The organism is Lysinibacillus sp. (assembly GCF_032093475.1).
Lineage (GTDB): Bacteria > Bacillota > Bacilli > Bacillales_A > Planococcaceae > Lysinibacillus > Lysinibacillus irui.
Genome location: NZ_DAMDAY010000023.1, coordinates 1 through 23,028, shown reverse-complemented (window position 1 = coordinate 23,028; position 23,028 = coordinate 1). Strand labels below are relative to the sequence as shown.

Sequence of the window (23,028 nt, the reverse complement as noted above, 5' to 3'; positions counted from 1 at the left end):
AGCAATAAAAAAAGTTACCACGCTCTTTATGCGCAGTAACTTCCGTGTCATAAAACTATAATGTTTGGAAATGGAATGGAGAGCAGTTCATATACCTAATTACATTGTAACCAGGAATCTCCCTCTCGCTTGCCCTTTCAGTAAAACTGGTAAAACATCAGGTAGTTGTTGCAACGTTACCTCTCGCTGAATGAAATTAGCAATATTAGCAGGTTTAAAATCAGTTGCTAAACGATCCCAAATCTTTAATCGAATGTCCATTGGGCAATAAACAGAATCAATTCCAAGTAAATTTACCCCTCTTAAAATGAAGGGGAATACGCTTGTCGGAAGCTGTGTACCTGCTGTTAAACCGCTACTTGCAACGGCTCCTCCATATTGAATTTGGCTTAATAATGAAGCTAGTGGCTCTCCTCCAACAGAATCGACAGCAGCAGCCCATTTTTGTTTGCCTAATGCTCTAATCTTTCCATCAAAAACTTCTTCACGATTCACGATAGTGGTAGCTCCAAGTTTATGCAAATAATCATGTTCATCTTCTTTTCCTGTACTTGCTTCCACCTGATAGCCTAACGTAGAAAGAATAGCAACAGCGAAGCTTCCTACACCGCCTGTTGCACCCGTTACTAGGATTTTTCCTTTTTCAGGATGAATAGCATTGTCCTCTAATTTTTGGATAGACAATGCGGCTGTAAATCCTGCAGTACCAATCACCATTGCCTCTTTAAGGGAAAGGCCTTTTGGAAGGGGCACTATCCATTTTGCTGGGATACGGGCATACTCACTGAAGCCTCCAAAATGAGATACACCTATTTCATAGCTAGTAGCAATGACTTCATCGCCTTCGTTAAAGCGAGGATCTTCAGAGGAAACAACAACTCCTGCTAAATCAATACCAGGTACAAATGGATAGGAAGTAACGATTTTACCATCAGGGATGGAAGCAAGACTATCTTTATAATTAATACCGGAATAACTAACTTTAATTAATACCTCACCTTGGGGTAAATCTTCAAAAGTTAAATTGTTCACTTTCACTGTAAAATCGTGGTCTTTATTGACTACTAATGCCTGAAAATTTTCTACTGTCATTGTAACGTCCTCCTACAATTAAATTCCATTAAACAGTATCAAAATTATTCTGACCGGTCAATATAAAATTGGATTTTATCTATTAATCCTGTATAATGGCTTTTATTACGTCATCGGAGGCTCGTATGAAAAAGAAAGAGGAAGAACGAAAAAAACAGATTATGAATGCAGCCTTTCATGCTGTTTCAAATTTAGGCTATGATAAAGTCACACTACAGGACATAGCAAACCATGCTAATGTTTCTAAAGGGGTAGTACACTACTACTTTACAAGCAAACAAAACATTTTATTAGAATTACTAGAATCCACTACAAGCAAAATTTATCGCTTTGAAATACAAGAAATAGGCAAGTACCATTCCGCGATTGAAAAGCTTCAAGCCTATGTAAACGCTGTTTTTGTGTCGCCCCAAGATAATAAAAAATTTTACAGAGTATATTTAGATTTTTTGGCCCAGGCAAACGGTAATGAAGACTATAAAAGAATTAACTTGAAATTTTATGAAAATTGCTGGGGAATTGGCCAAGAAATCATTGAACTAGGAAAAGGTGAGGGTGTATTTAGGGAAGACATCGATCCATTAACATATGCTAAAGTGATAAGGGCGATAATTGATGGATCATTAATTCAATGGTTGACATGTGATATAGAAGAACAACATACGTTTTATAAAGATATATGTTTTAATAGTATTTTAAAATTATTGAAGTAGAAAATGAAAGTAACTTTTAAAGCCTTACTAACTATATTGTAAGGCTTTTTTTCTGTCTCAAAACGATAATTTGTTAATCGGTGCTTTCCCACTCAGTATACAAAATTGGATATAGTTTCAATATTTTTCTAGTATATAGTACTTAACCCTTAAATTACTGAGCTAATTTTCTTAAAAATCTATAAAAATAGAACAGTTTTAATTTTTTATTTTGAAATTTCTAACAAAAAAACGCATTAATTTGGTAAAAAAAGTATCCTTATTCACTGAAACCGTTTTTATACATTCATTTATACAAGAAAATATCTATGTTTTTAATAATTTAAACTGTATAAAAATTTAAAATAATGTCGAGTTGAGTCAAAATCCCATTTTCTTTATACTGTGAAAGTAATTATCGGAGAGGAGAAAACATCATGAACAAAGAAGTGACAATTATTGGGGTACCCATGGATTTTGGCCAAACTAGAAGAGGGGTAGACATGGGACCAAGTGCTATTAGATATGCTGGATTAACAGATCGACTTGAAGGCCTTGGTTATTCGATTTATGACGAAGGGGATTTAAATATTGAAATAGTAAATGAAGATAAAGAAGCCGAAGAAAAGACAAACTTAAAAAATTTAAAAACTGTAGCAGATAGTAATGAAAAGCTAGGTCAAAAAGTAGATCGCGAAATTTCTTTAAATCGTTTTCCTTTAGTTTTAGGTGGAGATCACAGTATTGCTATTGGAACATTAGCAGGTGTTTCAAAGCATTATGAGAATTTAGGTGTCATTTGGTACGATGCCCATGGAGATCTCAACACTGGTGAAACATCTCCTTCAGGAAATATTCACGGGATGTCTTTAGCTGTAAGTTTAGGACTTGGTCATCCTGCACTGACAAATATCGGGGGTTATGCACCAAAAGTTAAACCTGAAAATGTTGTCATTATTGGTGCCCGTGATTTAGATCCAGGTGAGAAAAAGCTAATTAAGGAAATTGGTATTAAAGTATATACGATGCACGAAATTGATCGTTTAGGTATGACAACAGTAATTTCAGAGACGATTGAATATTTAAAGGAACGTACAGACGGTGTCCACCTTTCATTAGATTTAGATGGGCTTGATCCAAACGATGCACCAGGAGTAGGGACGCCAGTTGCGGGTGGAATTAGTTACCGTGAAAGCCATTTAGCTATGGAAATGCTATCAGAGGCAAATATTATTACTTCTGCAGAGTTTGTTGAGACAAATCCTGTATTAGATCAATATAATAAAACGGCAGTCGCTGCTGTAGCTTTAATCAGCTCTTTATTCGGAGATACACTACTCTAAACAAAATCTTAAAGAGGAAGAACTTTTCTTAGATTAATAGTCACCACAACCAAATGTAAGAAAGTAGCTCTCCCTAAATTAAGTTTACAATAGAAACGGCGAATGCTCTAGCTATTCAATGGTATTTATTTTGTCAGAAAATTGACAGTTCGTAAAATATACTAAATTAATATCCTATTAATTATTAAAATTTCTATTAGTTATCTTTCTTGCACGAAAAAAAGAAAGTGCTTACAAGATAATTAGTGTAAGGAGCTTCTTATGGCATCAGAACAATATGAATTAAAAAGAAGTATGAAAGCAAGACATTTATTTATGATCTCACTTGGAGGATGTATTGGAACTGGTTTCTTTCTTGGATCAGGCTACACAATTAACCAAGCTGGACCATTAGGTGCCATTTTAGCCTACTTAGTAGGTGGAGCAGTTATGTATTTAACTATGCTATGTTTGGGTGAATTGTCTGTTGCGATGCCAGTATCCGGTTCATTCCAAACATATACGACGAAGTTTATTGGCCCTGCAACTGGTTTTGCTGTTGGATGGTTGTATTGGTTAGGCTGGGCAGTAACTGTGGCTCTTGAATTTTTAGGTGCTGGACAACTTATGCAAAGGTGGTTTCCTGAATCACCAGTATGGATGTGGTGTCTACTATTTGCTGCCCTGCTCTTTGTATTAAATGGATTATCAGCAAAAGCATTTGGTGAAGCAGAATTTGTCTTCTCAAGTATTAAAATATTGGCCATCCTAATGTTCCTTGGGGTTGGCGGAGCGGCAATGTTTGGTCTAATCGATATGAAAGATGGATCAAATGCCCCATTCCTTTCTCATTTTTATGAGGGTGGACTTTTTCCAAATGGTGTAACAGCACTGTTAATTACAATGATTACAGTGAATTTCTCATTCCAAGGACGGAGTTAATTGGTATTGCGGCTGGGGAAAGTGAAAATCCTGAAAAGACAATCCCTAAATCGATTAAACAAACAGTTTGGCGCACGCTATTCTTCTTTGTTTTATCAGTCGTTGTGCTTGCTGGAATGATTCCTATGGATAAAGCTGGTGTTGTTGAAAGTCCATTTGTTGTTGTACTGGATAGTATAGGTATTCCTTATGCAGCAGATATTATGAACTTTGTTATTTTGACAGCCTTATTATCTGTTGCGAACTCTGGTCTCTATGCAGCAACGCGTATGCTTTTCTCTCTTTCTGTTGAAAAGATGGCAAGCCCTTTATTAGGGAAGGTTAATAAAAGAGGGATTCCAATGAATGCCTTATTGATTACACTTGCTGTGGCTGGTTTATCACTACTTTCAAGTGTATTCGCCGCAAAAACAGTATTTGTTTGGCTACTCTCCCTAGCAGGGTTAGGTGCACAAATTGGTTGGATTGCTATTACTGCTTCGCAAATTGCTTTTAGAAGATCCTATATCCGTCAGGGAGGAAAAGTAGAAGATTTAAAATTCAAAGCACCATTATACCCAGTAATTCCTATTTTAGGTTTGTTGGCAAACTGTATAGTTATGGCAAGCTTGGCTTTTGATCCTGCTCAACGATTAGCTCTTTATTGTGGAGGAGCATTCTTTGTTGGCTGTTATATCGTCTATTATTTAAAAGTGAAGAAAGTTGTGAACTTACAAATAAACCAACAAGAAGTACAACTAAAATTAGATCAAAAAATGTATCTTTAATGACAAGAGTGGCTGCATGTTGCGGCTACTCTTTTTTATTTGTTAAACCCATTTCCTTGCTAATCAGGAACAAGAAAGACGTAATTTGCAAAGAATAGTTGCAAAATAAAAAGAAAAAAATTATCGTTTTTCGATAAAAAAATATTGAAATAGAATAATTAATCGTTTATTCTTCATACAAGAAGAAATTAAATTCTGACCAAGTTCATTGAGGTGGGTGCATGTTAAAGAAGCTTTTTAAAGATCTAGGAGTCTTTACTTATCATCAAGCATTATCTTGTATTTTTCCTGTTGTCATATTTATGACACTTGCACTTTCTAAAGCTATTCAAATTCCTGGCGTAGCAAGATACGACTTCATTCTGATCATCTGTCTTGTGACCCAATATTTAATGTATAAATCTGGCTTAGAAACAAAGGATGAAATAAAAGTAATCTGTCTGTTTCATATTATTGGCCTTGTGCTAGAGCTCTATAAAGTGAATTTTAATTCGTGGTCCTATCCTGAAGAAGCATGGACAAAAATAGCAGGTGTGCCATTATACAGTGGTTTCATGTATGCCAGTGTAGCCAGTTACATTTGCCAGGCATGGCGTCGCTTTGATTTGAAAATCGTCAGATGGCCCAAAAGTTATGTAGCCATTCCTCTTGGTGCCATGATCTACTTAAATTTTTTTACCCATCATTTTATATATGATTTTAGGTGGGTATTAATGGCTTTACTTTTTATAGTGTTTTATCGAACAGCTGTCAAATTTACAGTACGAGACTCTATCTATAAAATGCCTATCGTTGGGTCATTCTTTTTGATTGGTTTTTTCATTTGGATTGCAGAAAATATCGCCACTTTCTTTGGGGCATGGTCCTATCCTAACCAAGAAGTATCGTGGAAGATCGTTCATTTTGGTAAAATCAGCTCTTGGTTTCTGCTGGTAGTCATTAGCATTATGATTGTTGCACAGCTTAAATTATTTTATCGCGATGCAGGTGAGGATGAAAAAAAGACAAAAAGAAAGGCTTGAGAAATTTTTAACTAAAGACTTCTAAAAGAGCACAATTAAATAGAAGAAATTTCTATGGTTTTTAGTTGTACCCATTCCTTTTCATTAAACTGTCTCTTTTTTAGTGATAACACCTACTGTAGACTCCTTTTATAAGATATAAGGGGGACATAAGGATGGACAAAGACATTCGAATGAAGAACAGAGCTTGTATAGATGAACATCACATAAAACAATTTTTAGAGCACGCACAAACCGCTTTTCTAGGTTTAGTGGATCAACATATCCCATATGTTATTCCGTTAAATTATATCTTCAAAGATGGTAGTTTCTATTTCCATGGTGCCAATGAAGGAAGAAAAGTAGCCATACTGACGACCAATCCGAATGCTTGTATTACCATATGTGAAAGCTATGGAACAATGGTAGATCCCATTCCAGCTAAGACGGATACAGCTTATATGAGTGTCATCGCCAATGGTGAGGTCGAAATTGTCACAGATATCAATGAGGCAACAGTTGCTATGCAGGCAATGCTTGATAAATATGTGCCAGACTATTACCAAGCCCCATTGTCAAAATCACATATAGAAAAGTATCAATCATCTTTAGGTAGCAAAACGCTTGTATTAAAAGTGAGACCAAACAATCTAACTGCAAAAGAACATAAACTTAATGAACAAATGCAATATTATCCTGGGAGAGTTGTGACACAGGACCTGAACAGAAAATCCTCTCCTCTAGCAATCAATTAAATTTAAAAGTAGATTTAGGGAAAACATATTTTTCTAAATCTACTTTTTTATTTGTCCACAAGACATTTTCTTATTAATAGATATAACTACTAGTAAATGCTATAATGCCTGTGAAAAATCCATTAGCATCAGGGTGGTAGAAGGAGAGGGGCATTTATTGAATATTTTAGTTGTAGATGATGAAAAAGAAATTGCAGATTTAATTGAGCTTTATTTAAAAAATGAAAATTACCATGTGTTTAAGTATTATAATGCCCAAGAGGCTTTGGCATGTATTGAGCGCGAAAATGTGGATTTAGCTGTTTTAGATATTATGATGCCAGATATCGACGGCTTTACTATTTTACAAAAAATACGAGAAAGATTTAATTTTCCAGTGATTATGCTTACGGCAAAGGAAGAAGAGATCGATAAAATAAATGGATTTTCTTTAGGGGCAGATGATTATATAACAAAGCCTTTTCGTCCATTGGAAATGGTTGCTCGTGTAAAGGCACAAATACGGAGATTTACATTGTATAACCAAGGTTCAAAGCAAAACGAGGATATCATTGATTTCGCAGGTTTGATGATCAACAAGAATACAAGACAAGTCTTTTTAAATGAAAGACCATTATCCCTCACACCTACGGAATTCGCGATTTTATGGTACTTATCTGCAAATCGAGGGAAGGTTATTAGTTCAGAGCAATTATTTCAAGAAATTTGGGGAGAAAAGTACTTTAATAGCAATAACACTGTAATGGTTCACATTCGGCATTTACGAGAAAAAATGAAAGATTCTGTGGACAACCCAAAATTTATTAAAACCGTATGGGGAGTGGGGTATACCATTGAAAAATGAGTTTGGCAGACTGAAGAGAAAAATGGTAGTACAAATTATTATTATCCTTCTCTTAGCGATCATCATAGGTTTATTTATAAATTTTGCATTCATTGATGGAGTCTTGCAAGCTCCTTTTGCAGATGCCTTTGTTGACTTTTGTGAAAAAGTCTTGCAGCTCGATTATTTTGCTGCACAAAATGCCTACAATGTGTTATTCCAACAAAATAAACCCCTTTGGCTTGCTATCGGTTTTATTGTATTATTATTAATCATTTTTTATATTGCCTTATCTCGCTTTACTCGTTATTTTCATCAAATTAGTACGAGTATCACAATGCTTGCCGATGAGTCAGATAAGGAAATTCAACTTCCCGAAGAGCTTGATTTCTTGGAGAAAAAACTAAATGATGTGAAAAATAAATTAGAAAAACGTGCGAGAGATGCTCAAGAAGCGGAACAACGTAAAAATGATCTAGTTGTCTATTTAGCGCATGATATTAAAACACCCTTAACATCCATTATTGGCTACTTAAGCCTTTTAGATGAGGCAAGGGATATGCCTATTGAGCAAAAAGAGAAATATGTTGCGATTACGCTAGAAAAGTCAAATAGACTAGAACAATTAATTAACGAGTTTTTTGACATAACAAGATTTAATTTACAATCCATCGTTTTAGAAAAAGACCTTATTCCTCTAAATTATATGCTAATGCAAGTAGCTGATGAATTTTACCCATTGCTAGCACCAAAAGGGCAAAAAGCGGTTGTCAAAATAGATGAAGAAATTAATATATATGCAGATGGTCATAAATTAGCAAGGGTATTTAATAATATTTTAAAAAATGCCATTGCCTATAGTGATTCAAATAGTACAATTGAAATTAGTGCAAAAAGCGAAAACAATCAAACGTATATTTCGTTTACTAATACAGGAAAGACAATTCCTCCTGAAAAATTGAACATGATATTTGAAAAGTTTTACCGTTTAGATAATGCTAGGTCTACACAAACAGGTGGAGCTGGTCTTGGTTTAGCCATTTCAAATGAAATTGTCCAAGCCCATGGCGGGACCATTACGGCAACTTCTAATAATGGGAAAACAGTTTTTACTGTGATGATTCCAACGAATTCTTAAGAAACCTTAAGAATTCACTAATAGTTAATTAAAAAAAAGCTCCTTTTTTTATGGTTGAATAAAACTATAAGAGAAGGAGTTGTTTTTATGACGAGAAAAGGTGTTTTAAGTATATTGTTCCTTATCATCATGCTACTTGGTTATTTACTAGTAAAAGAAACACCCGTGTCACTACGTCAGGAAATTGTCGAATCACCTAACGTAGTGCAAACAATGGGTAGTAATATGCTCAATATCGATTTATACAGTGCTAATGCAATATTAGTGAATTTAGATGAAAATCAAGTGCTACTAGAAAAAAATAGTGAGGAAATGATTTATCCTGCATCCTTGACAAAAATGATGACGGTTTTAGTCGCGATTGAACAGATTTCAAATTTACAAGAAGAAATCGTGTTACAAAAAAATATCTTTAATGATTTATTCGAGGAAAATGCGTCTGTGGCGGGTTTTCTCCCGAATGAGAAGGTAACTTTAGAGGATTTATTATATGGTTCCATGTTACCCTCAGGTGCAGAAGCATCCATTGGTTTAGCTGAATATGTTGCTGGATCAGAAAAGGAGTTCGTAAAACTTATGAACGATAAGGCACAGCAGCTAGGAATGAAAAATACACATTTTATGAATACAACGGGATTGCATCATCCTAAACATTATACGACAGTAAAGGATATGTCTTTACTCTTACAATATGCATTAACCAATCATGAGTTTCGCAATGTTTACACAGCAGAACGATATTCTATTAAGCAAACAAACCTTCACCCCGAAGGCATTACATTTACAAGCCGCATGTTTCAGCATATGACTACATCTGCATTGCCAGGAGGAGAAATTGTAGGTGGTAAGACAGGCTATACAGATGAAGCTGGTTTGTGTTTAGCAAGTCTAGCCGTTGTAAATGGACAAGAATACGTGTTAGTAACAGTAGGGGCAGAAGGAAATCCTCGAACGGAGCAATACAATATCACCGATGCACTTTCGGTATATAGTCAATTATAGGCTGGATAAAAGTGAGGAAAATACTTCAATGTGATGGAGCTTTTGATCAAAAATGTGTGGCTCCCGCTCCAAGTTGAGGAGAGGGCGCTCATAAAAGGATGGCCCCCGCTCCAAATTTGGGAGTAGCCCGCTCATAAAAGAGAGAACCGCTCAAAGTTCAGGAGAAGCCGCTCATAAAGTGAAGAAAAGCGCTCCAATAAGGTGAGAAGTCGCTCATAAAGTGAAGAAAACCCGCTCCAAAGTGGTGAGTAATCGCTCACAAAGGTAAGGAAAGCGCTCCAAAGTGAAGGGTATCCGCTCATAAAGGTAGGGAAAGCGCTCCAAAGTGAAGGGTATCCGCTCATAAAGTGAAGAAAAGCGCTCCAAAGTGAAGGGTATCCGCTCATAAAGTGAAGAAAAGCGCTCCAAGGTGAAAGCTAACCGCTCATAAAGTGAAGGAAAGCGCTCCAAGAAGGTGAGTACCCGCTCATAAAGTGAAGAAAACCGCTCCAAGGTGAAGGGTATCCGCTCATAAAGGTAAGGAAAGCGTTCCAAGAAGGTGAGTAGCCGCTAAAAAAGGTAAGAAAACCGCTCCAAGTAAAGGTAGCCGCTCATAAAGGTAAGGAAACCGCTCCAAGAAGGTGAGTAGCCGCTCCAAGTTGAGGAGAGGTTGCTCATAAAAGGATGACCCCCGCTCGAAAGGTGAGGAGTACTCGCTCAAACAAGAAAGGCAACTGCTCTAAGTGATTGACCCTATGACGAGGGACATCCTATATTAATCAGATACTCTATTAAAGATCAATGTTCATTTTTCTTGAGCATTGATCTTTCTTTTGTGATTGACCTTGTATAGAATGGTGAGATTTATTAATTTATAATGTTTTATTTTGGAAAATTTGGTATGGTTAAGTTATAGGAATAAACAATTATTACATAATCGTCAAGGAGTAATCGTAATGAGGAAAAGGCGAATGTTATTTTTAATTGCACCAATATTGTTAGTAGCCTCTTGTAGTAGTGATGTTGAGGGTGTTCCTACTAATGAGAAAATGTATACTTCATCTATACAAAAAAAGGAAGTTTATGAATTTCAACAGCCTGCAAAGTCCACTATTGCTAGAGGCTTAATCACCAAAAATATGAATAATGCCTTGAATATAAATGAGATAGAAAATGGATTAATGAATTTATCTGTGAAGCATTTTCCAACAGAAAAGTTTTACATGCAGGAAGGTCAATATTTGGATGAAAAAATGATTAGTCAATGGTTAGAAAGAAAAACAGAAGAAGGTATAGGTTTAAACCCTGCCATTGAAAATAGGACGGGTAATGTTTTAGAGGATGAAAAAAAGTATCCTTTGATACTCTCTCATGTTTTAGAACATAATTTTATAAATAAAAAAACTAACAAAATAGAAGGTATGTCGATCGCAATATCTCTTAATGAATTTTATGATATACGAGTAACGGATGACAACGGTTTAATTTACACTGGCCAAGTGAAAGTTGATGAAAATGATGATGATATTCATGATGTGAAAAGGTATGGGAAAGAAGTAGCTGAAAAGATTATTAAAGACCTTAGAAAAAATGAAAAAGTACCTCGTGTTCCCATTTATTTAACTTTATATCAGGAATCTAATATCAATGATATTATTCCAGGCGTATTTTTAGCTGAAACATTTATGACACAAGGGGAAGATACCATAACAAAGTGGTCTGAAGTTGATAAAAAGTATTATTTATTCCCATCAGATGCGTTATATAGTTTAGACCAAAATATGTATAATAAATTATTAAATTTTAAAGAAGAAATACAAGATGGATTTAAACATTTAAACCCGAAAATTATAGGGAAACTTCGATATGAGGATGACCAATTAACTGATATTAAAATCGATGTAAATGTTCCTCTTATTAATGATACAGAATTGGTAGGGCTATTACAGCTGATTAGTACTAAACTAAATTTTGATTACATTCCCATTACAGTTCGAGTTATCGATCAGGGAGCGGATGTGGGCATTGTTCTTTGGGACCCAATAGAAAAACAAATTTTTGCAACCCCTTTGTGAGTAGTTAATCATTTCAAACATAAAAAATCTAAAGGCTCAGCTACCTATTGTTAATTTCGTAACTTGTATTTACAGCTATGCTCTTTTATGAATTTGGTGCTCGTTAATAGAGTACCTATCTTATGGATACATGGCATGGATGTTACGCCAAATTGATAACTATTCCCGGTTATTGTAAAAATGAAAAGACACTTTTTTTATGGGTAGGCATTTAGCTGTTCCTGGGATTAAATGATGAAAAAGGGCAAATTATTCGCTTTGCCCTTTTATTGCTAGAAGCTCATTCGGATGTTAATAGGATAAAGGTAAGGTGATTCGGGTTGTTCTATTGTTACCCAATCTTCAATATGGATAACAGGTAAGCTAGTTCCCTCATAGGTTGTTTGACTAATTGTACCAACCACTTCAATCCATGTATCTTCTGTGAGAGAGGGAGCCTCAGGAAATTCTGTTAGGAAGCCTACGATACTTGCATCAGCTACACAATGGGTAATAAGAAATCTTGAAATAACGAGTTGCTTTTCTGTAAAGCTTTCTTCTTTTAAAACAAAGCCCTTCAGCTGTATTTTCTTCCCTAAATAGTTGACCAAATTTTGATTAATCTCTTCATAATAAATCGTATAGTCCTTATCAGTCATTTTCAGTATAGGTTTTTGTGAGAGTTGTTGCTTTAATCGCTCATATTGCTTTTTTGTCATCTCCTGTTTTTCCTCCAACAGTCGGGGATCAGCCTCATGTTCATCGTAAATATTTTCATCAATCGTTTCATTTGAAGTGAGGTAATCCTCTATTTTAGATGATTGACTTTGTTGGGTGAGAATAAAGGCACCACCTTTTTTATCAGCAATGGCAGCATCTAAAATTTTAGCTGGTACGAAGAAGCCTGTCAGTATGGGGGTCATGATAATGAGATAGGCTATCCATGAGTAACCATGGTGGTGATGAGAGCAACAAGCTTGTCCAGCATGATCACAGTGATGGGGAGACTTTGAAAAAGATATAACTCTAGTCAATTGAACAAGAAAGAGTACAAAAAATAAAATGGCAGCTGTTTTACTGAGGCTTTCATATTTAGGGTTTATGAATTTTGTTAGTTCCCCGGTCCAATGCAGGCTGGCAATCATAGCTGAAAAGGCGAGTAACATCAAGGCTTTTAACGCTTGTTGAAAGTGAAATTTCATGGCTTTCCCCCTTAGAGATACGCTGAAAGAATCCATATACTAATGTAGACAACTGTAGCCACTAAGGCGATTAACCATAAGACAAATTTAATACGAAATACGCTCATCAACATAATAGTATTTTTTAAATCAATCATAGGGCCAAAAATGAGAAATGCCAGAATGGATGGAGTGGAGAAAATAGCACTAAAGGATGCACCAATAAAGGCATCGGCTTCCGAGCAAAGTGATAAAATGAAGGCCAAGCCCATCATAACTAAAATAGAAGAGGGGACACCTTCTCCAATTTCTACGAGTGTTTTGGTAGATACATATGTTTGTACAAAGGCAGCTAAAAATGCTCCGATAATTAAGTATTTGCCCATATCAAAAAATTCATCAATGGCATGTTTGAACATATTTATTAGCTTTGTGACAAAGGATGGTTGTTGATTAGTTGTTGTCAATGAAATGGGTTGTACAGAGCTCTTAAATTGTGAACCTTGAAAAAACAAGCTACTGAGTAATGCGATAATAATAGCAATGACAAAGCCAACTAGCATCCGAAGGCCAGCTATTTTTAAATTATTTCCAAATGCCATGTAGGTGGAGAGAATAACAATGGGATTAATGAGTGGACCAGTTAACATAAATCCTATAGCAGCATGTATTGGTACGCCTTTGGCAATCAATCTTCTAACAATAGGAACAATCCCACATTCGCAGGCAGGAAATAAGGCTCCTACAAAACAACTCATGACAACAGCCATCAACGTATTGCGAGGAATCCATCTTTGGATATGTTCCTCTTTAATGAAAATTTGAATAAAACCGGCAATCAGTATCCCAATTAAGACAAACGGTAATGCTTCAATTAAAATACTTAAAAATATAGTGTGTAGACTGAGTAAAGAAGAACTTAGATCTTTGAGTGCTGAGAAGTTGAATAAGATTAGTGGTAGCAGACTTACGAATAGAATAAAGAGGAACCAAAAATTCAATACATATCTAGTAATAGGGAGACGTTCCACATATACCTCCTTAAAGTGTAATGATTACGTTTTAATGTAAGGTATGTTTTAGGAGATACAGGTATTACTTCAAATCAGGAAAGAGAAAGTAAAAGTAGGTGGCTACAGTGCTTCACTTTCTCTTTTTTTACATCATTTACGAGAATACTCATTTCTATATTGCTTAGGGGTGATATCCGTAAATTTTTTAAAAACTTTAATAAAATAACTTTGGTCTGTGAAGTTCAGTAATGAGCCGATATCAAGGATTGGATAGTTTGTAAAGGTTAATAGTTTTTTCGCCCCCTCAATTTTTTGTTGCTGAATATATTCGCTTAAGGAAATTCCTACTTCTTTTTTAAATAAAGAAGAAAGATAATTTGGGCTTAAGTGGCAAATGGCTGAAAGTTGATCAAGTGTGATTTCACCATATAGTTGATTTTCGATCGTGTGGATGCAAGTTGTAATGGGTGCTGAATATTTCTGTTTATTTGTCTTTGACACACGACGCGTAAAATCGTAAATAGCTTCCTCCATTAATGAAAGAATGTCGATTAAGCTATTTTGATCCTCAAGCTTTTGTATGTAGAAATCATTTAATGTAAAGGCTGTTTCTTCATTTAAACCACCTTCAATCGCTGCACGACATATAAGGGCAACTCCTGTAATCATCAAGTACTGTACACTTCTTAAATTATTACGTTTGGAAAGTACTCCTAGTTCTGCTTGCTCCATAATGGAATAGTTTAAAACTTCATTTAGATTTTCCATACGTCCATTTTTCACATAGTCTAACAGTATTTTTTCGTAGTAAAGATTTGTATGAACAATAGCATTTCTTCTAGCATGTGAAAGTTCTATCGCAGTATTTTCCTCATGACGAATTAGGGGCTTTAATGCTTGGTTGTGTTGAATAACAGCCATTTTAGTTAATTTCTTTTGATAGATTGAAAAATAAACAAATAAACTAATAGCTAAACATTGCTGATAATGAAGATGAGGAATCATCTCGTGATCATGATAAGTAGATGGGTTTTCAGTGTCTTCCATTTCTGGTGAAAGGGAAGGGCCAACGACAATGGCTCCTAAATATTGTTCATCGATTTTTAGGTTGATATAGAAAAAATTAAATTCAGCATGAGAGAAAAAAATTGGATAATCATTTGAAGCTCTATGATATGGATATGCTGTTAACTGTTCCTTTAAAGAATGATAGGAAGGATTATTTTGATAGTCAGCTGATGAATAGTCAAAAATAACTTCTCCTAATGCATTGATATAAGAAACAGGAAGGTGATGGGTTTCATAGATGAGTTGACTTATGTATTGAAGATCAATTGTCGATATTTTCACGTTTCTCCCCCCGTTTATAATAGTAATGAAAGCAATTACAATTTTTATTGTATAGACAATGAGAAAGTACTATTTTGTGTAGAATAATACAATAAATTAAGGAGAAGTAGCAATAAAATAGATACTGAATTCAAGATGTTAGGGAGGAATAGAAGATGGATCTTTTGAATAAAATTGCAGTTGTAACAGGTGGAGGAAGTGGTATTGGAAGAGCCAGCAGTTTGAAACTTGCTAGCAATGGTGCAAAAGTGGTAGTTGTTGATTTCAACAAGGAAACAGGGGAAGAAACATTAAACTTAATTAAAGAGCAAGGCGGAGAAGGCATTTTCGTTCAGGCTGATGTTTCAAAAAGTGAAGATGTTCAGAAATATGTCAATGCGGCAGTAGATACTTATGGACGTATCGATGTATTTTTCAATAATGCTGGAGTTATTCAAAAAATTTCTCCATTAACAGAGATCGATGATTCAGAATATGATCGTATTATGGCAATCAATGTGAAGGGTGTATTCCTTGGCTTAAAACATGTTTTAAAAGTAATGGAAGGACAAGGTAGCGGCTCTATTATTAATACGGCTTCAACAGCTGGCGTTCGTAGTGAGCATAGTATGGCTGTCTATTCTGCAAGTAAGCATGCAGTAGTAGGTTTAACAAAGTCAGCTTCCTTAGAATATGTAAAAAAAGGCATCCGTATCAATGGTATTTGTCCAGGTGGAGTAGAGACAGCGTTAACAAACAGCGTAACAAATATGTTTGAAACAGGTGGCTATATTCCTGAGGAACTTCCGAATATGAGAATGGGACGCTATGCGAAACCAGAGGAACTTGCTGAAATGGTTGTGTTCCTAGCATCAGATAAAGCAAGCTATATGACAGGCTCAATCGTGCTAGTAGACGGTGGCTTAACTTTATAACATTCAGAAATCCAGTGAAAGTCTTCACTGGATTTCTTTAGGTATTGCCTCTAATGGCTATAATGTAAATTTTTTTAGCTCATTCATCAATGTATCTGTCATTTCTTGAAGGTCGATTATTTTTGTATTAATTTTTTCGAAGGCTAGTAGCTGTTCCTGTGTCGATGCAGATATTTCTTCTGTACCAGCCGCTGTTTCTTCAGTAATGGCTGAAATATTTTCAATAGTACGATTTACTTGTTGGCTCATGTCATTCGTATGACCCATTTCTTTTATAAGATGTTGTAAATCATGATGGATATTTGCAATTTGGGTCGCAATCACTGCGAAAGATTTTTCTGTTTCTTCCATAGATTGTGCTTGCTCATTTGAAAGCTGATAGCCACGTTCAGCGGTAGTTAGTATATGGGTAATGCCATCTTGAATTTGCGTTACCATTGAAGATATTAAAGTCGTTGCATGCTCTGTTTCTGTTGAGAGCTTTTTAACTTCATCTGCGACAATGGCAAACCCTTTACCCGCTTCTCCCGCGCGTGCAGCCTCGATAGCGGCATTTAAGGCAAGTAAATTCGTTTGGCTTGCAATCGTGTGGACAGCATTAGCTGCTCCTTCAATTTCTGAGGTAAATTGGGAAAACTGCGTAACAGCCTCTTTAATATCAAGTGATGTGGTTGAAATATCCTTCACAATAGTAGCTTGCTTTTCTAATGAGTACTGCCCATTATGAACGGCTTCCAATGCCTGTTTACCTGTTGTAGCTGATTGCTCGCTTGTTAGCATGACACCTTTGAATTGATCAGCCATACCATTCATCAGAATCGCAACAGATTGGATGTCCTCTGACATTGTGTAGCTTCCTTTTGCTAATTCATCAGTAGATGTAGCGATTTGGTTACTGCTTTCATGAATATTTTTCATATGGCTCGTAACATCTTGTGTAAATAAATTAACATCCTGTCCGATATGATCAATCGATTGAACTGTACCTTTTAGATTATTCATCATCTGTGAAAAGCTTTCTGTTAATCGATCGATTTCGTTTCGACTGTTTGGTTGATAGGAAAGGGTAGCGGTATCAATCGTTAGATCCCCTGTAGCTGCGGCCTGTGCACATTCTACAATTTGATTAATCGGTTTGGTAATTCTTTTCGCAGCCAAATAGGAGTAAATAATTGTTGCGATAATTAATAACACACTACCTATGATTGTCGAAGTTGTAATGAATCCTATTTTTTGCTTTGTGACTTGTATCATCTCCTGATACCATTCGTTCGTTTCTTTTTTCAGCAAATACATATCATTTAAAATACCTTTGATTCTGATGGACTGCTTTTTAATTTCAGAACGGTTGTTTTCTTGAAAGCCGCTTTCTGTAGCTTGTTCCAGATCTTTAAATTTACTAGCTATTTTCTCGATGATTGCTTGATGCTCTGGTATTTTTGAGAGAGCGGCTAATTCGTCTACATTACTTTTTGTTTCTTGTAATATAGCAAGTGCTTCGTTTTTATTGGCTTCACTTTCTAAATAGGTGTAATTATTTAATGATTGGCTGGCAACCACCAGACTTTGTTCAAGTTCCTTTACTACAAGTAAAAGTTCAGTGTCATCCTGTGCTGTTGTTTGAATCGTAAATGTTTGCATGATAATGAAACCAATCATAGCCATTGCCAGTACGATTGGGATCAGTGTATTCATAAATAATTTTTTACGTAATGTCACTGGCCATCCCTCTTTTCTGCAGTTACTTTTATCGTACCTGCAACAATGGCTTCTCTTGCTTTTTCAATGGCAGCTTGTTGCTCGGTTGTCAGTTGAATAACGCGAATATCGGCTAGTCCCACGCCTTGATCGGCGAGACCTAAGGCAAACGATTTTTCCGTTATTTTTCCGTCTTCTACTAATGTCTTCGCAAGTTGATAGACGGCAAGGTCAACATTTTTTAGCATGGATGTAACCACCGTTTTTTCAGCAACAAAAAATTGATCAATATCAACACCGGCTGCATAAATGCCTTTTTCTTCGGCCTTTTTAATTGCCCCAAAGCCAGTAAAACCAGCGGCATGGTAAATAAAATCAACGTTATTTTTAATATATTGATCAGCTATTGCTGCGCCTGCCTGAGTATCATCAAAAGTACCAGCATATTTACTCAAAATTTCAATAGTAGGTTTTACGTAACGAGCTCCCTCAATAAATCCATTCTCAAAGTGATGGATAACAGGAGCATCTGCCCCACCAATAAAGCCTATTTTTCCTGTTTTGCTTGTCATAGCTGCCACCATACCAACTAAAAAGCTACCTTCCTGTTCTTTAAAGGTAATGGAAATTATGTTGTCGACCTCGGATTGTCCATCAATCAGTATAAATTGCTGCTCTGGAAATTGTTTTGCTGTCTTTTCTAGCGCTTCTTGTACTGAAAAACCTAGGCCGATGATGATATCGTATTTTTCAGCAACAAGCTCGTTCAGCTTTTCCTCGTAATTACCATCAGGTGCCTCTTTATAATCAAATAAAATGCCAAGCTCATCTCGGGCCTTTTCTAGCCCCTTAAAAGCAGAATCATTAAATGACTCATCACCAAGTCCTGCATCTGAAAGTAAAATACCTATTTTATATTCCTCAGTTGATGATTCTGTCTGAGCTGTCGAGCAACCTGCTGCTAACAGAGCAATCAAAAGAAAAATAACCATTAATTTTTTCAAATTTTGTACCTCCTGTTGTTTATAGAGTATATATCGGCAAAATGTGAAGTTTTTTAGTCTGATGTCAGACATCGAGAAAAAATAAATATTAGTTTTCTGCTATATATCCATACTAAGTGACACATATAAAGGAGGATTATAAATAAAGTAATCGTTTTATTAAAGTTTCCGCAGCAAAAAGCCTACCGCTAATAGCGCTAGGCATTCATAATATAATTTTTGTGAAAATTGATAGACTTTCCGTGCCAGAATTGCTTGGTGATGAATTCCTGGTGGCATGCAATGAGCCGCGCGATGCCACTAGAAAAGAACGCTGGCATAACCGAAATCAACTCCACGTCAATCGTTCTTTTTTAACAATATGAAAGCTAATTACATCAGCTTTAAACCGCTCCAAATAATTTTAATAAATTAATAATAATAATACCGATAACACCGAAGTCTGAATCGCCAAAGGTTGTTCCTTCATAGCCAATGTCTCCCATAAAGATAAGAAGGATAGCTGGGATAAAACTAATTAATAAACCGTTAGCAAAAGCTCCTGCCATGGCACCAATTCTGCCGCCTGTGGCATTACCAAAGACGCCTGCTGCAGCACCTGTGAAGAAATGCGGAACAAGCCCTGGAACAATAACCTTTAGTCCGATGAAGGGGAGGATAAACATAGAAACCACCCCTGCTAAAAAACTAAAGATGAAACCAATGATGACGGCATTCGGTGCAAAGGGGAAGATGGTTGGGCAATCTAGTGCTGGCTTTGTATTTGGTACGAGTTTATCAGCAATTCCTTTAAAGGCTGGAATAATTTCTGCAATTAACATCCGAACGCCTGCTAAAATAATATAGACGCCTGCAGCAAATGTAATCGCTTGCATAATCGCGAAAATAATAAAGTTAGACCCATTAGACAATTGTGCCTCGATATAAGAAGGTCCTGCGAAAAGGGCAACAATGACAAAGAATATAGCCATTGTTAAAGAAATAGCGACAGAAGTATCACGTAAAAAGCCAAGTGATTTTGGTACTTGTATGTCCTCTGTTGTTCTCGCTTTATTACCAACTAACTTGCCGATTTTGGCAGAAACATAATAGCCAACACTGCCAAAATGACCGACGGCAAAATCGTCACTACCAGTGATTTGTCGGACTGTTGGTTGTAAAATAGCAGGGAACACGACCATACAAAGACCGAGGATAATAGATCCGACAATAATAAGTGGTATACCACTCATCCCACCTACAGACAATGAAGCAGCGATTAAACAAGCCATAAATAATGTATGATGCCCAGTTAAAAAGATATATTTTAATGGCGTAAATCGCGCTAATAATAGGTTCATAATCATTCCGAATACCATAATCAGTGCAGTAGCTGTACCAAAATTAGTCTGAGCAGCTGCCACAATGGCTTCATTGTTAGGAATGACCCCCTGTACTTGAAAGGCATGGTCGAACATTTTACTAAAATGATCTAAAGAGCCAATTAGGACAGTTGCTCCTGCACCAAGGATGACAAAGCCCATTATGGTTTTTAAAGTACCTGAAAGAACTGTAGAACTTGATTTCTTTTGAATCAGTAAACCAATCAATGCGAATAGGCCGACTAATATAGCTGGTGTTCCTAAAATGTCATACATGATAACATCTAACATATTCAACACCTCATCCTATCCAATTTTTTAAGTGCCTAAAGAAATGGTTCTAGCTTTTCTTTAATTTCCGCAATGCTCATCATATTAACGATGCTCACAATGATTCCTTTGTCTTTTGCTAGTTCATTTACAATGTCGGCGGCGCCTAAATAAATATCTGCTGTCTCCGCCTTTGCGGATGCTAAATCCGTATGTGATACCTCAGCTTCTTTCCCTAATGCCTCTAATGCTTTTTTGACATTTAACTCTAAAATAAAACTACTGCCTAAGCCGCTCCCACATACAACTAAAATTTTCATTCTGTTGACTCCTTTGTTGTATATTGTTTGATTTTCTCCCATAGCGTGTCTTGATGCTGACAGGCAATAAGGTCGTCAATCTGGTCAGGATTTTGTAATACTACTATCAAATCTGCCAAGGCTTGTAAATGTGACATATTATCGATGGCCGCTAACACAAAAATTAAGTAAACAGGCTGATTGGGACTGAAAAATACAGGCTTTTCTAAGCATAGCAAACTCATTCCTTGTTCATAAACGCCATCAGTTGGTCGCGCATGTGGAATGGCCACTTTCGGAGTGATAACGACGTAGGGACCATATTGCTCAATGGATTGAATCATAGCTTCGATGTAACGTTGTTCAATCTTGTTGTACTGTAATAATGGGCTTGCAGCTAAATGAATGGCTTCCTGCCACGAATGGACAAAATTTGCAAGCTGTATACAATCCTTTGTCAACAGCTTGGTTAGCAAGGACAACCCTCCTTTCTAAAAGAATAAAATGTCCCCATTTCATGTTATTACGGCTACCTGTGGAATTATGTCATGACGGAAGACTTTTTTAATTGTTGTGCAACTTCATCAATCGACTGTTTGACAAATTTATCAATCGTGTGATCTAAGCGCGTTTTAGGATAAATAAATTGAATTTTTCTCTTAAGTGTCACATCATGTAAATCCTTTTTTACTAGTAATCCGGATTTTAATTCTTCCTCTATTAAAGCAACAGATAAAAAAGCAACATTTTTTTCAAAGGTCAGCATCTTTTTAATCGTGCTTACAGAATCCAATTCAATCGTATACATAGAGGGCTGAAAAGGATTCATCCATTTTTCAATAAAGTGATTCGTGGAGCTAGAGGACGTGTGCAATAATAGTTTGTTTTTAAGAACATCTTCTTTTGTGATGTTCTTTTTTGTTGCTAGCTCGTGTGTAGGACTGCATGCCAAAACGAGTGCATCTTCACCAATAGTCTCGTAATGAAGTAAAGGATTTTCCTGTTTAGTTTCCATAATAAGTCCGTAATCTAACTCTTGCAGTGCAACTTTTTCTTCAATTTCAGGTGCTGTTTTTACTTCCAATGAAATGCGAATCTCTGGATAAGCTGTTGAAACTTGATGGATTAAATCAGGCATGAAAATATGCGCAGGCAATCCACTTGCCCCAAGTCGCAATGAGCCAATATGTCCTGCCAAAAGGGTTTCGACAAAACGATTCATATCCTTTTGGAGTTGAACGATTTGACGGGCATAATGATAAACACCCTCGCCAGCCTCTGTTAAACGATATCCTCCTGCATTTGTTCGAAACAAGCGAATGCCGTATTCCTCTTCAATAGAGCGGATATGAAAGGACACTGTAGGGGCTGTAATGCCAAGTTCTTTGGCAACAGGGGCTAATTTTTTTAATTCTACGAGTAAGCAAAATGCCTTTAGTTTACTATTATTCATTTTATCCTCCTAAAGCAAATTAGAAAAAATCTTGCATTTACTTTAGTTTATTAGATTTATTTTAACGAGTTATTAATAGTAGATTAATATTTTCTAAATATCTGGAATTTATAGTTGTACATAACGAGGAGGATATGTATGAAAATCTCATTAACCAATATCGAGAAAAAATATGGGCAATCCCAAGCATTATGGCCTATCGATGTGGAGTTAGATCAACAATTTATTACCATTCTTGGACAATCAGGCTGTGGTAAAACAACCTTACTAAAATTGCTTGCAGGCCTTGAACAACCAACGAAAGGGGAAATTCGATTTGATGACACCGTAATTTATTCTTCGGAATCTCGCAAAAATGTCAAACCGAATAAACGCAATATTGCCATGGTTTTTCAGGATTTTGCACTGTGGCCACATATGACCATCTATCAAAATATTGCCTTTGGCTTAAAGGGGATTGTTCCTAAGTCAGACATTCCGGCTCGAGTGGAACATGTCATACAAATGGTTAAAATGCAAGGCTATGAGCTACGGAAGCCTGGTGAATTATCGGGCGGCCAACAGCAACGGGTAGCATTAGCGAGGGCTTTAGCAACCAATCCTAAATTGATTTTATTTGATGAGCCATTGTCAGCTCTTGATGCTGTCCTCAGAGAGCAAATGCAAGACGAAATCATGCATCTTATTCATGAGCTTGATTGCCAGGCTATTTTTGTCACACACGATCAAACAGAGGCCATGACCATGTCTGATCAAATTATTGTCATGGAGGCAGGGAGGATTGCTCAAATCGGCTCACCAGAGGAAATTTATCGGGCACCAGCAACAGCGTACGTAGCAGATTTTATTGGCAAAGTGAATTGGCTACAAAATGGACATTCCATTGTACGTCCTGAAGGCGTTTCGAGTATCCAACGT

20 protein-coding genes and 1 pseudogene are annotated in these 23,028 nt (G+C 36.2%); 11 read left to right on the top strand and 10 right to left on the bottom strand.

The features are described from left to right. Positions 1-99: 99 nt before the first annotated feature. Positions 100-1,092, bottom strand: coding sequence for an NADPH:quinone oxidoreductase family protein (locus RT445_RS07455; RefSeq protein WP_274796278.1), 993 nt, complete (start codon positions 1,090-1,092; stop codon positions 100-102). A 125-nt stretch (positions 1,093-1,217) separates the two neighbouring features. Between RT445_RS07455 and RT445_RS07450 the strand changes: the two genes are divergently transcribed. The 9 genes and pseudogenes from RT445_RS07450 to RT445_RS07410 all read left to right on the top strand — a co-directional run bounded on the left by RT445_RS07450 (position 1,218) and on the right by RT445_RS07410 (position 11,588). Continuing rightward, a complete protein-coding gene (locus tag RT445_RS07450; RefSeq protein ID WP_274796279.1) occupies positions 1,218-1,805 on the top strand; it encodes a TetR/AcrR family transcriptional regulator in 588 nt (195 codons plus the stop codon). Positions 1,806-2,221: 416 nt separating this feature from the next. Next, positions 2,222-3,127: an arginase gene (rocF, locus tag RT445_RS07445; protein WP_274796280.1), complete on the top strand. Its 906-nt coding sequence runs from the start codon at positions 2,222-2,224 to the stop codon at positions 3,125-3,127. 261 nt (positions 3,128-3,388) lie between these two features. Beyond that, a pseudogene (locus RT445_RS07440) lies at positions 3,389-4,815 on the top strand (amino acid permease). Positions 4,816-5,036: 221 nt separating this feature from the next. Further along, on the top strand, positions 5,037-5,837 hold the full coding sequence (locus tag RT445_RS07435; RefSeq protein WP_313470303.1) for a DUF817 domain-containing protein: 801 nt from the start codon (positions 5,037-5,039) through the stop codon (positions 5,835-5,837). 155 nt (positions 5,838-5,992) lie between these two features. Next, positions 5,993-6,571, top strand: coding sequence for a pyridoxamine 5'-phosphate oxidase family protein (locus RT445_RS07430; RefSeq protein WP_274796283.1), 579 nt, complete (start codon positions 5,993-5,995; stop codon positions 6,569-6,571). Between the two features lie 157 nt (positions 6,572-6,728). Next, a complete protein-coding gene (gene vanR, locus RT445_RS07425; protein WP_274796284.1) occupies positions 6,729-7,415 on the top strand; it encodes a VanR-ABDEGLN family response regulator transcription factor in 687 nt (228 codons plus the stop codon). A gap of 22 nt (positions 7,416-7,437) precedes the next feature. Then, positions 7,438-8,532, top strand: a complete 1,095-nt coding sequence (locus RT445_RS07420) for a sensor histidine kinase (protein ID WP_313470332.1) — start codon at positions 7,438-7,440, stop codon at positions 8,530-8,532. An 87-nt stretch (positions 8,533-8,619) separates the two neighbouring features. After that, positions 8,620-9,534 (top strand): D-alanyl-D-alanine carboxypeptidase family protein, encoded by a 915-nt coding sequence (locus RT445_RS07415; RefSeq protein ID WP_312505717.1) that lies wholly within the window; start codon positions 8,620-8,622, stop codon positions 9,532-9,534. 950 nt (positions 9,535-10,484) lie between these two features. Then, complete coding sequence (locus RT445_RS07410) at positions 10,485-11,588, top strand: CamS family sex pheromone protein (protein WP_274796286.1); 1,104 nt, start codon at positions 10,485-10,487, stop codon at positions 11,586-11,588. 272 nt (positions 11,589-11,860) lie between these two features. On the opposite strand, the gene RT445_RS07405 is transcribed toward RT445_RS07410, so the two are convergent. The 3 genes from RT445_RS07405 to RT445_RS07395 form a co-directional block, all read right to left on the bottom strand. Further along, a complete protein-coding gene (locus RT445_RS07405; RefSeq protein ID WP_274796287.1) occupies positions 11,861-12,769 on the bottom strand; it encodes a TIGR03943 family putative permease subunit in 909 nt (302 codons plus the stop codon). Between the two features lie 11 nt (positions 12,770-12,780). Then, entirely contained in the window at positions 12,781-13,779 is a 999-nt protein-coding gene (locus RT445_RS07400) for a permease (RefSeq protein WP_313470298.1), read from the bottom strand. 132 nt (positions 13,780-13,911) lie between these two features. Next, positions 13,912-15,111, bottom strand: a complete 1,200-nt coding sequence (locus RT445_RS07395; protein ID WP_313470296.1) for an AraC family transcriptional regulator — start codon at positions 15,109-15,111, stop codon at positions 13,912-13,914. Between the two features lie 155 nt (positions 15,112-15,266). Here RT445_RS07395 and RT445_RS07390 point away from each other — a divergent pair, with 155 nt between their 5' ends. After that, positions 15,267-16,025 (top strand): SDR family NAD(P)-dependent oxidoreductase, encoded by a 759-nt coding sequence (locus RT445_RS07390; RefSeq protein ID WP_274796290.1) that lies wholly within the window; start codon positions 15,267-15,269, stop codon positions 16,023-16,025. Between the two features lie 57 nt (positions 16,026-16,082). Here RT445_RS07390 and RT445_RS07385 read toward each other — a convergent pair whose 3' ends face one another. From RT445_RS07385 to RT445_RS07360, 6 genes are all read right to left on the bottom strand, one after another. Beyond that, positions 16,083-17,744, bottom strand: a complete 1,662-nt coding sequence (locus RT445_RS07385) for a methyl-accepting chemotaxis protein (RefSeq protein WP_313470293.1) — start codon at positions 17,742-17,744, stop codon at positions 16,083-16,085. Next, positions 17,741-18,727 carry a BMP family lipoprotein gene (locus RT445_RS07380; protein WP_312505708.1) on the bottom strand — a complete coding sequence of 329 codons (987 nt, stop codon included), beginning with the start codon at positions 18,725-18,727 and terminating at the stop codon, positions 17,741-17,743. The genes RT445_RS07385 and RT445_RS07380 overlap by 4 nt, the downstream gene beginning before the upstream one ends. A gap of 383 nt (positions 18,728-19,110) precedes the next feature. Then, positions 19,111-20,379: a PTS ascorbate transporter subunit IIC gene (locus tag RT445_RS07375; RefSeq protein WP_274796295.1), complete on the bottom strand. Its 1,269-nt coding sequence runs from the start codon at positions 20,377-20,379 to the stop codon at positions 19,111-19,113. A 35-nt stretch (positions 20,380-20,414) separates the two neighbouring features. Continuing rightward, positions 20,415-20,678 carry a PTS sugar transporter subunit IIB gene (locus RT445_RS07370; protein ID WP_274796296.1) on the bottom strand — a complete coding sequence of 88 codons (264 nt, stop codon included), beginning with the start codon at positions 20,676-20,678 and terminating at the stop codon, positions 20,415-20,417. Then, the gene (locus tag RT445_RS07365; protein ID WP_274796297.1) at positions 20,675-21,133 is read right to left on the bottom strand and encodes a PTS sugar transporter subunit IIA; all 459 of its coding nucleotides are present in this window, start codon (positions 21,131-21,133) and stop codon (positions 20,675-20,677) included. Before RT445_RS07365 ends, RT445_RS07370 begins: the two co-directional genes overlap by 4 nt. A gap of 65 nt (positions 21,134-21,198) precedes the next feature. Further along, positions 21,199-22,110, bottom strand: a complete 912-nt coding sequence (locus tag RT445_RS07360; protein WP_313470290.1) for a LysR family transcriptional regulator — start codon at positions 22,108-22,110, stop codon at positions 21,199-21,201. A gap of 138 nt (positions 22,111-22,248) precedes the next feature. Here RT445_RS07360 and RT445_RS07355 point away from each other — a divergent pair. Then, a partial coding sequence (locus tag RT445_RS07355; protein WP_313470288.1) for an ABC transporter ATP-binding protein occupies positions 22,249-23,028 on the top strand: 780 nt, incomplete at its 3' end.

Excerpts from the sequence above, each read along its gene's own strand:
- RT445_RS07455 (WP_274796278.1), bottom strand. The coding sequence starts at position 1,092 with ATGACAGTAGAAAATTTTCAGGCATTAGTAGTCAATAAAGACCACGAT.
- RT445_RS07450 (WP_274796279.1), top strand. The coding sequence starts at position 1,218 with ATGAAAAAGAAAGAGGAAGAACGAAAAAAACAGATTATGAATGCAGCC.
- rocF (WP_274796280.1), top strand. The coding sequence starts at position 2,222 with ATGAACAAAGAAGTGACAATTATTGGGGTACCCATGGATTTTGGCCAA.
- RT445_RS07435 (WP_313470303.1), top strand. The coding sequence starts at position 5,037 with ATGTTAAAGAAGCTTTTTAAAGATCTAGGAGTCTTTACTTATCATCAA.
- RT445_RS07430 (WP_274796283.1), top strand. The coding sequence starts at position 5,993 with ATGGACAAAGACATTCGAATGAAGAACAGAGCTTGTATAGATGAACAT.
- RT445_RS07420 (WP_313470332.1), top strand. The coding sequence starts at position 7,438 with ATGGTAGTACAAATTATTATTATCCTTCTCTTAGCGATCATCATAGGT.
- RT445_RS07415 (WP_312505717.1), top strand. The coding sequence starts at position 8,620 with ATGACGAGAAAAGGTGTTTTAAGTATATTGTTCCTTATCATCATGCTA.
- RT445_RS07410 (WP_274796286.1), top strand. The coding sequence starts at position 10,485 with ATGTTATTTTTAATTGCACCAATATTGTTAGTAGCCTCTTGTAGTAGT.
- RT445_RS07405 (WP_274796287.1), bottom strand. The coding sequence starts at position 12,769 with ATGAAATTTCACTTTCAACAAGCGTTAAAAGCCTTGATGTTACTCGCC.
- RT445_RS07390 (WP_274796290.1), top strand. The coding sequence starts at position 15,267 with ATGGATCTTTTGAATAAAATTGCAGTTGTAACAGGTGGAGGAAGTGGT.
- RT445_RS07375 (WP_274796295.1), bottom strand. The coding sequence starts at position 20,379 with ATGTTAGATGTTATCATGTATGACATTTTAGGAACACCAGCTATATTA.
- RT445_RS07370 (WP_274796296.1), bottom strand. The coding sequence starts at position 20,678 with ATGAAAATTTTAGTTGTATGTGGGAGCGGCTTAGGCAGTAGTTTTATT.
- RT445_RS07360 (WP_313470290.1), bottom strand. The coding sequence starts at position 22,110 with ATGAATAATAGTAAACTAAAGGCATTTTGCTTACTCGTAGAATTAAAA.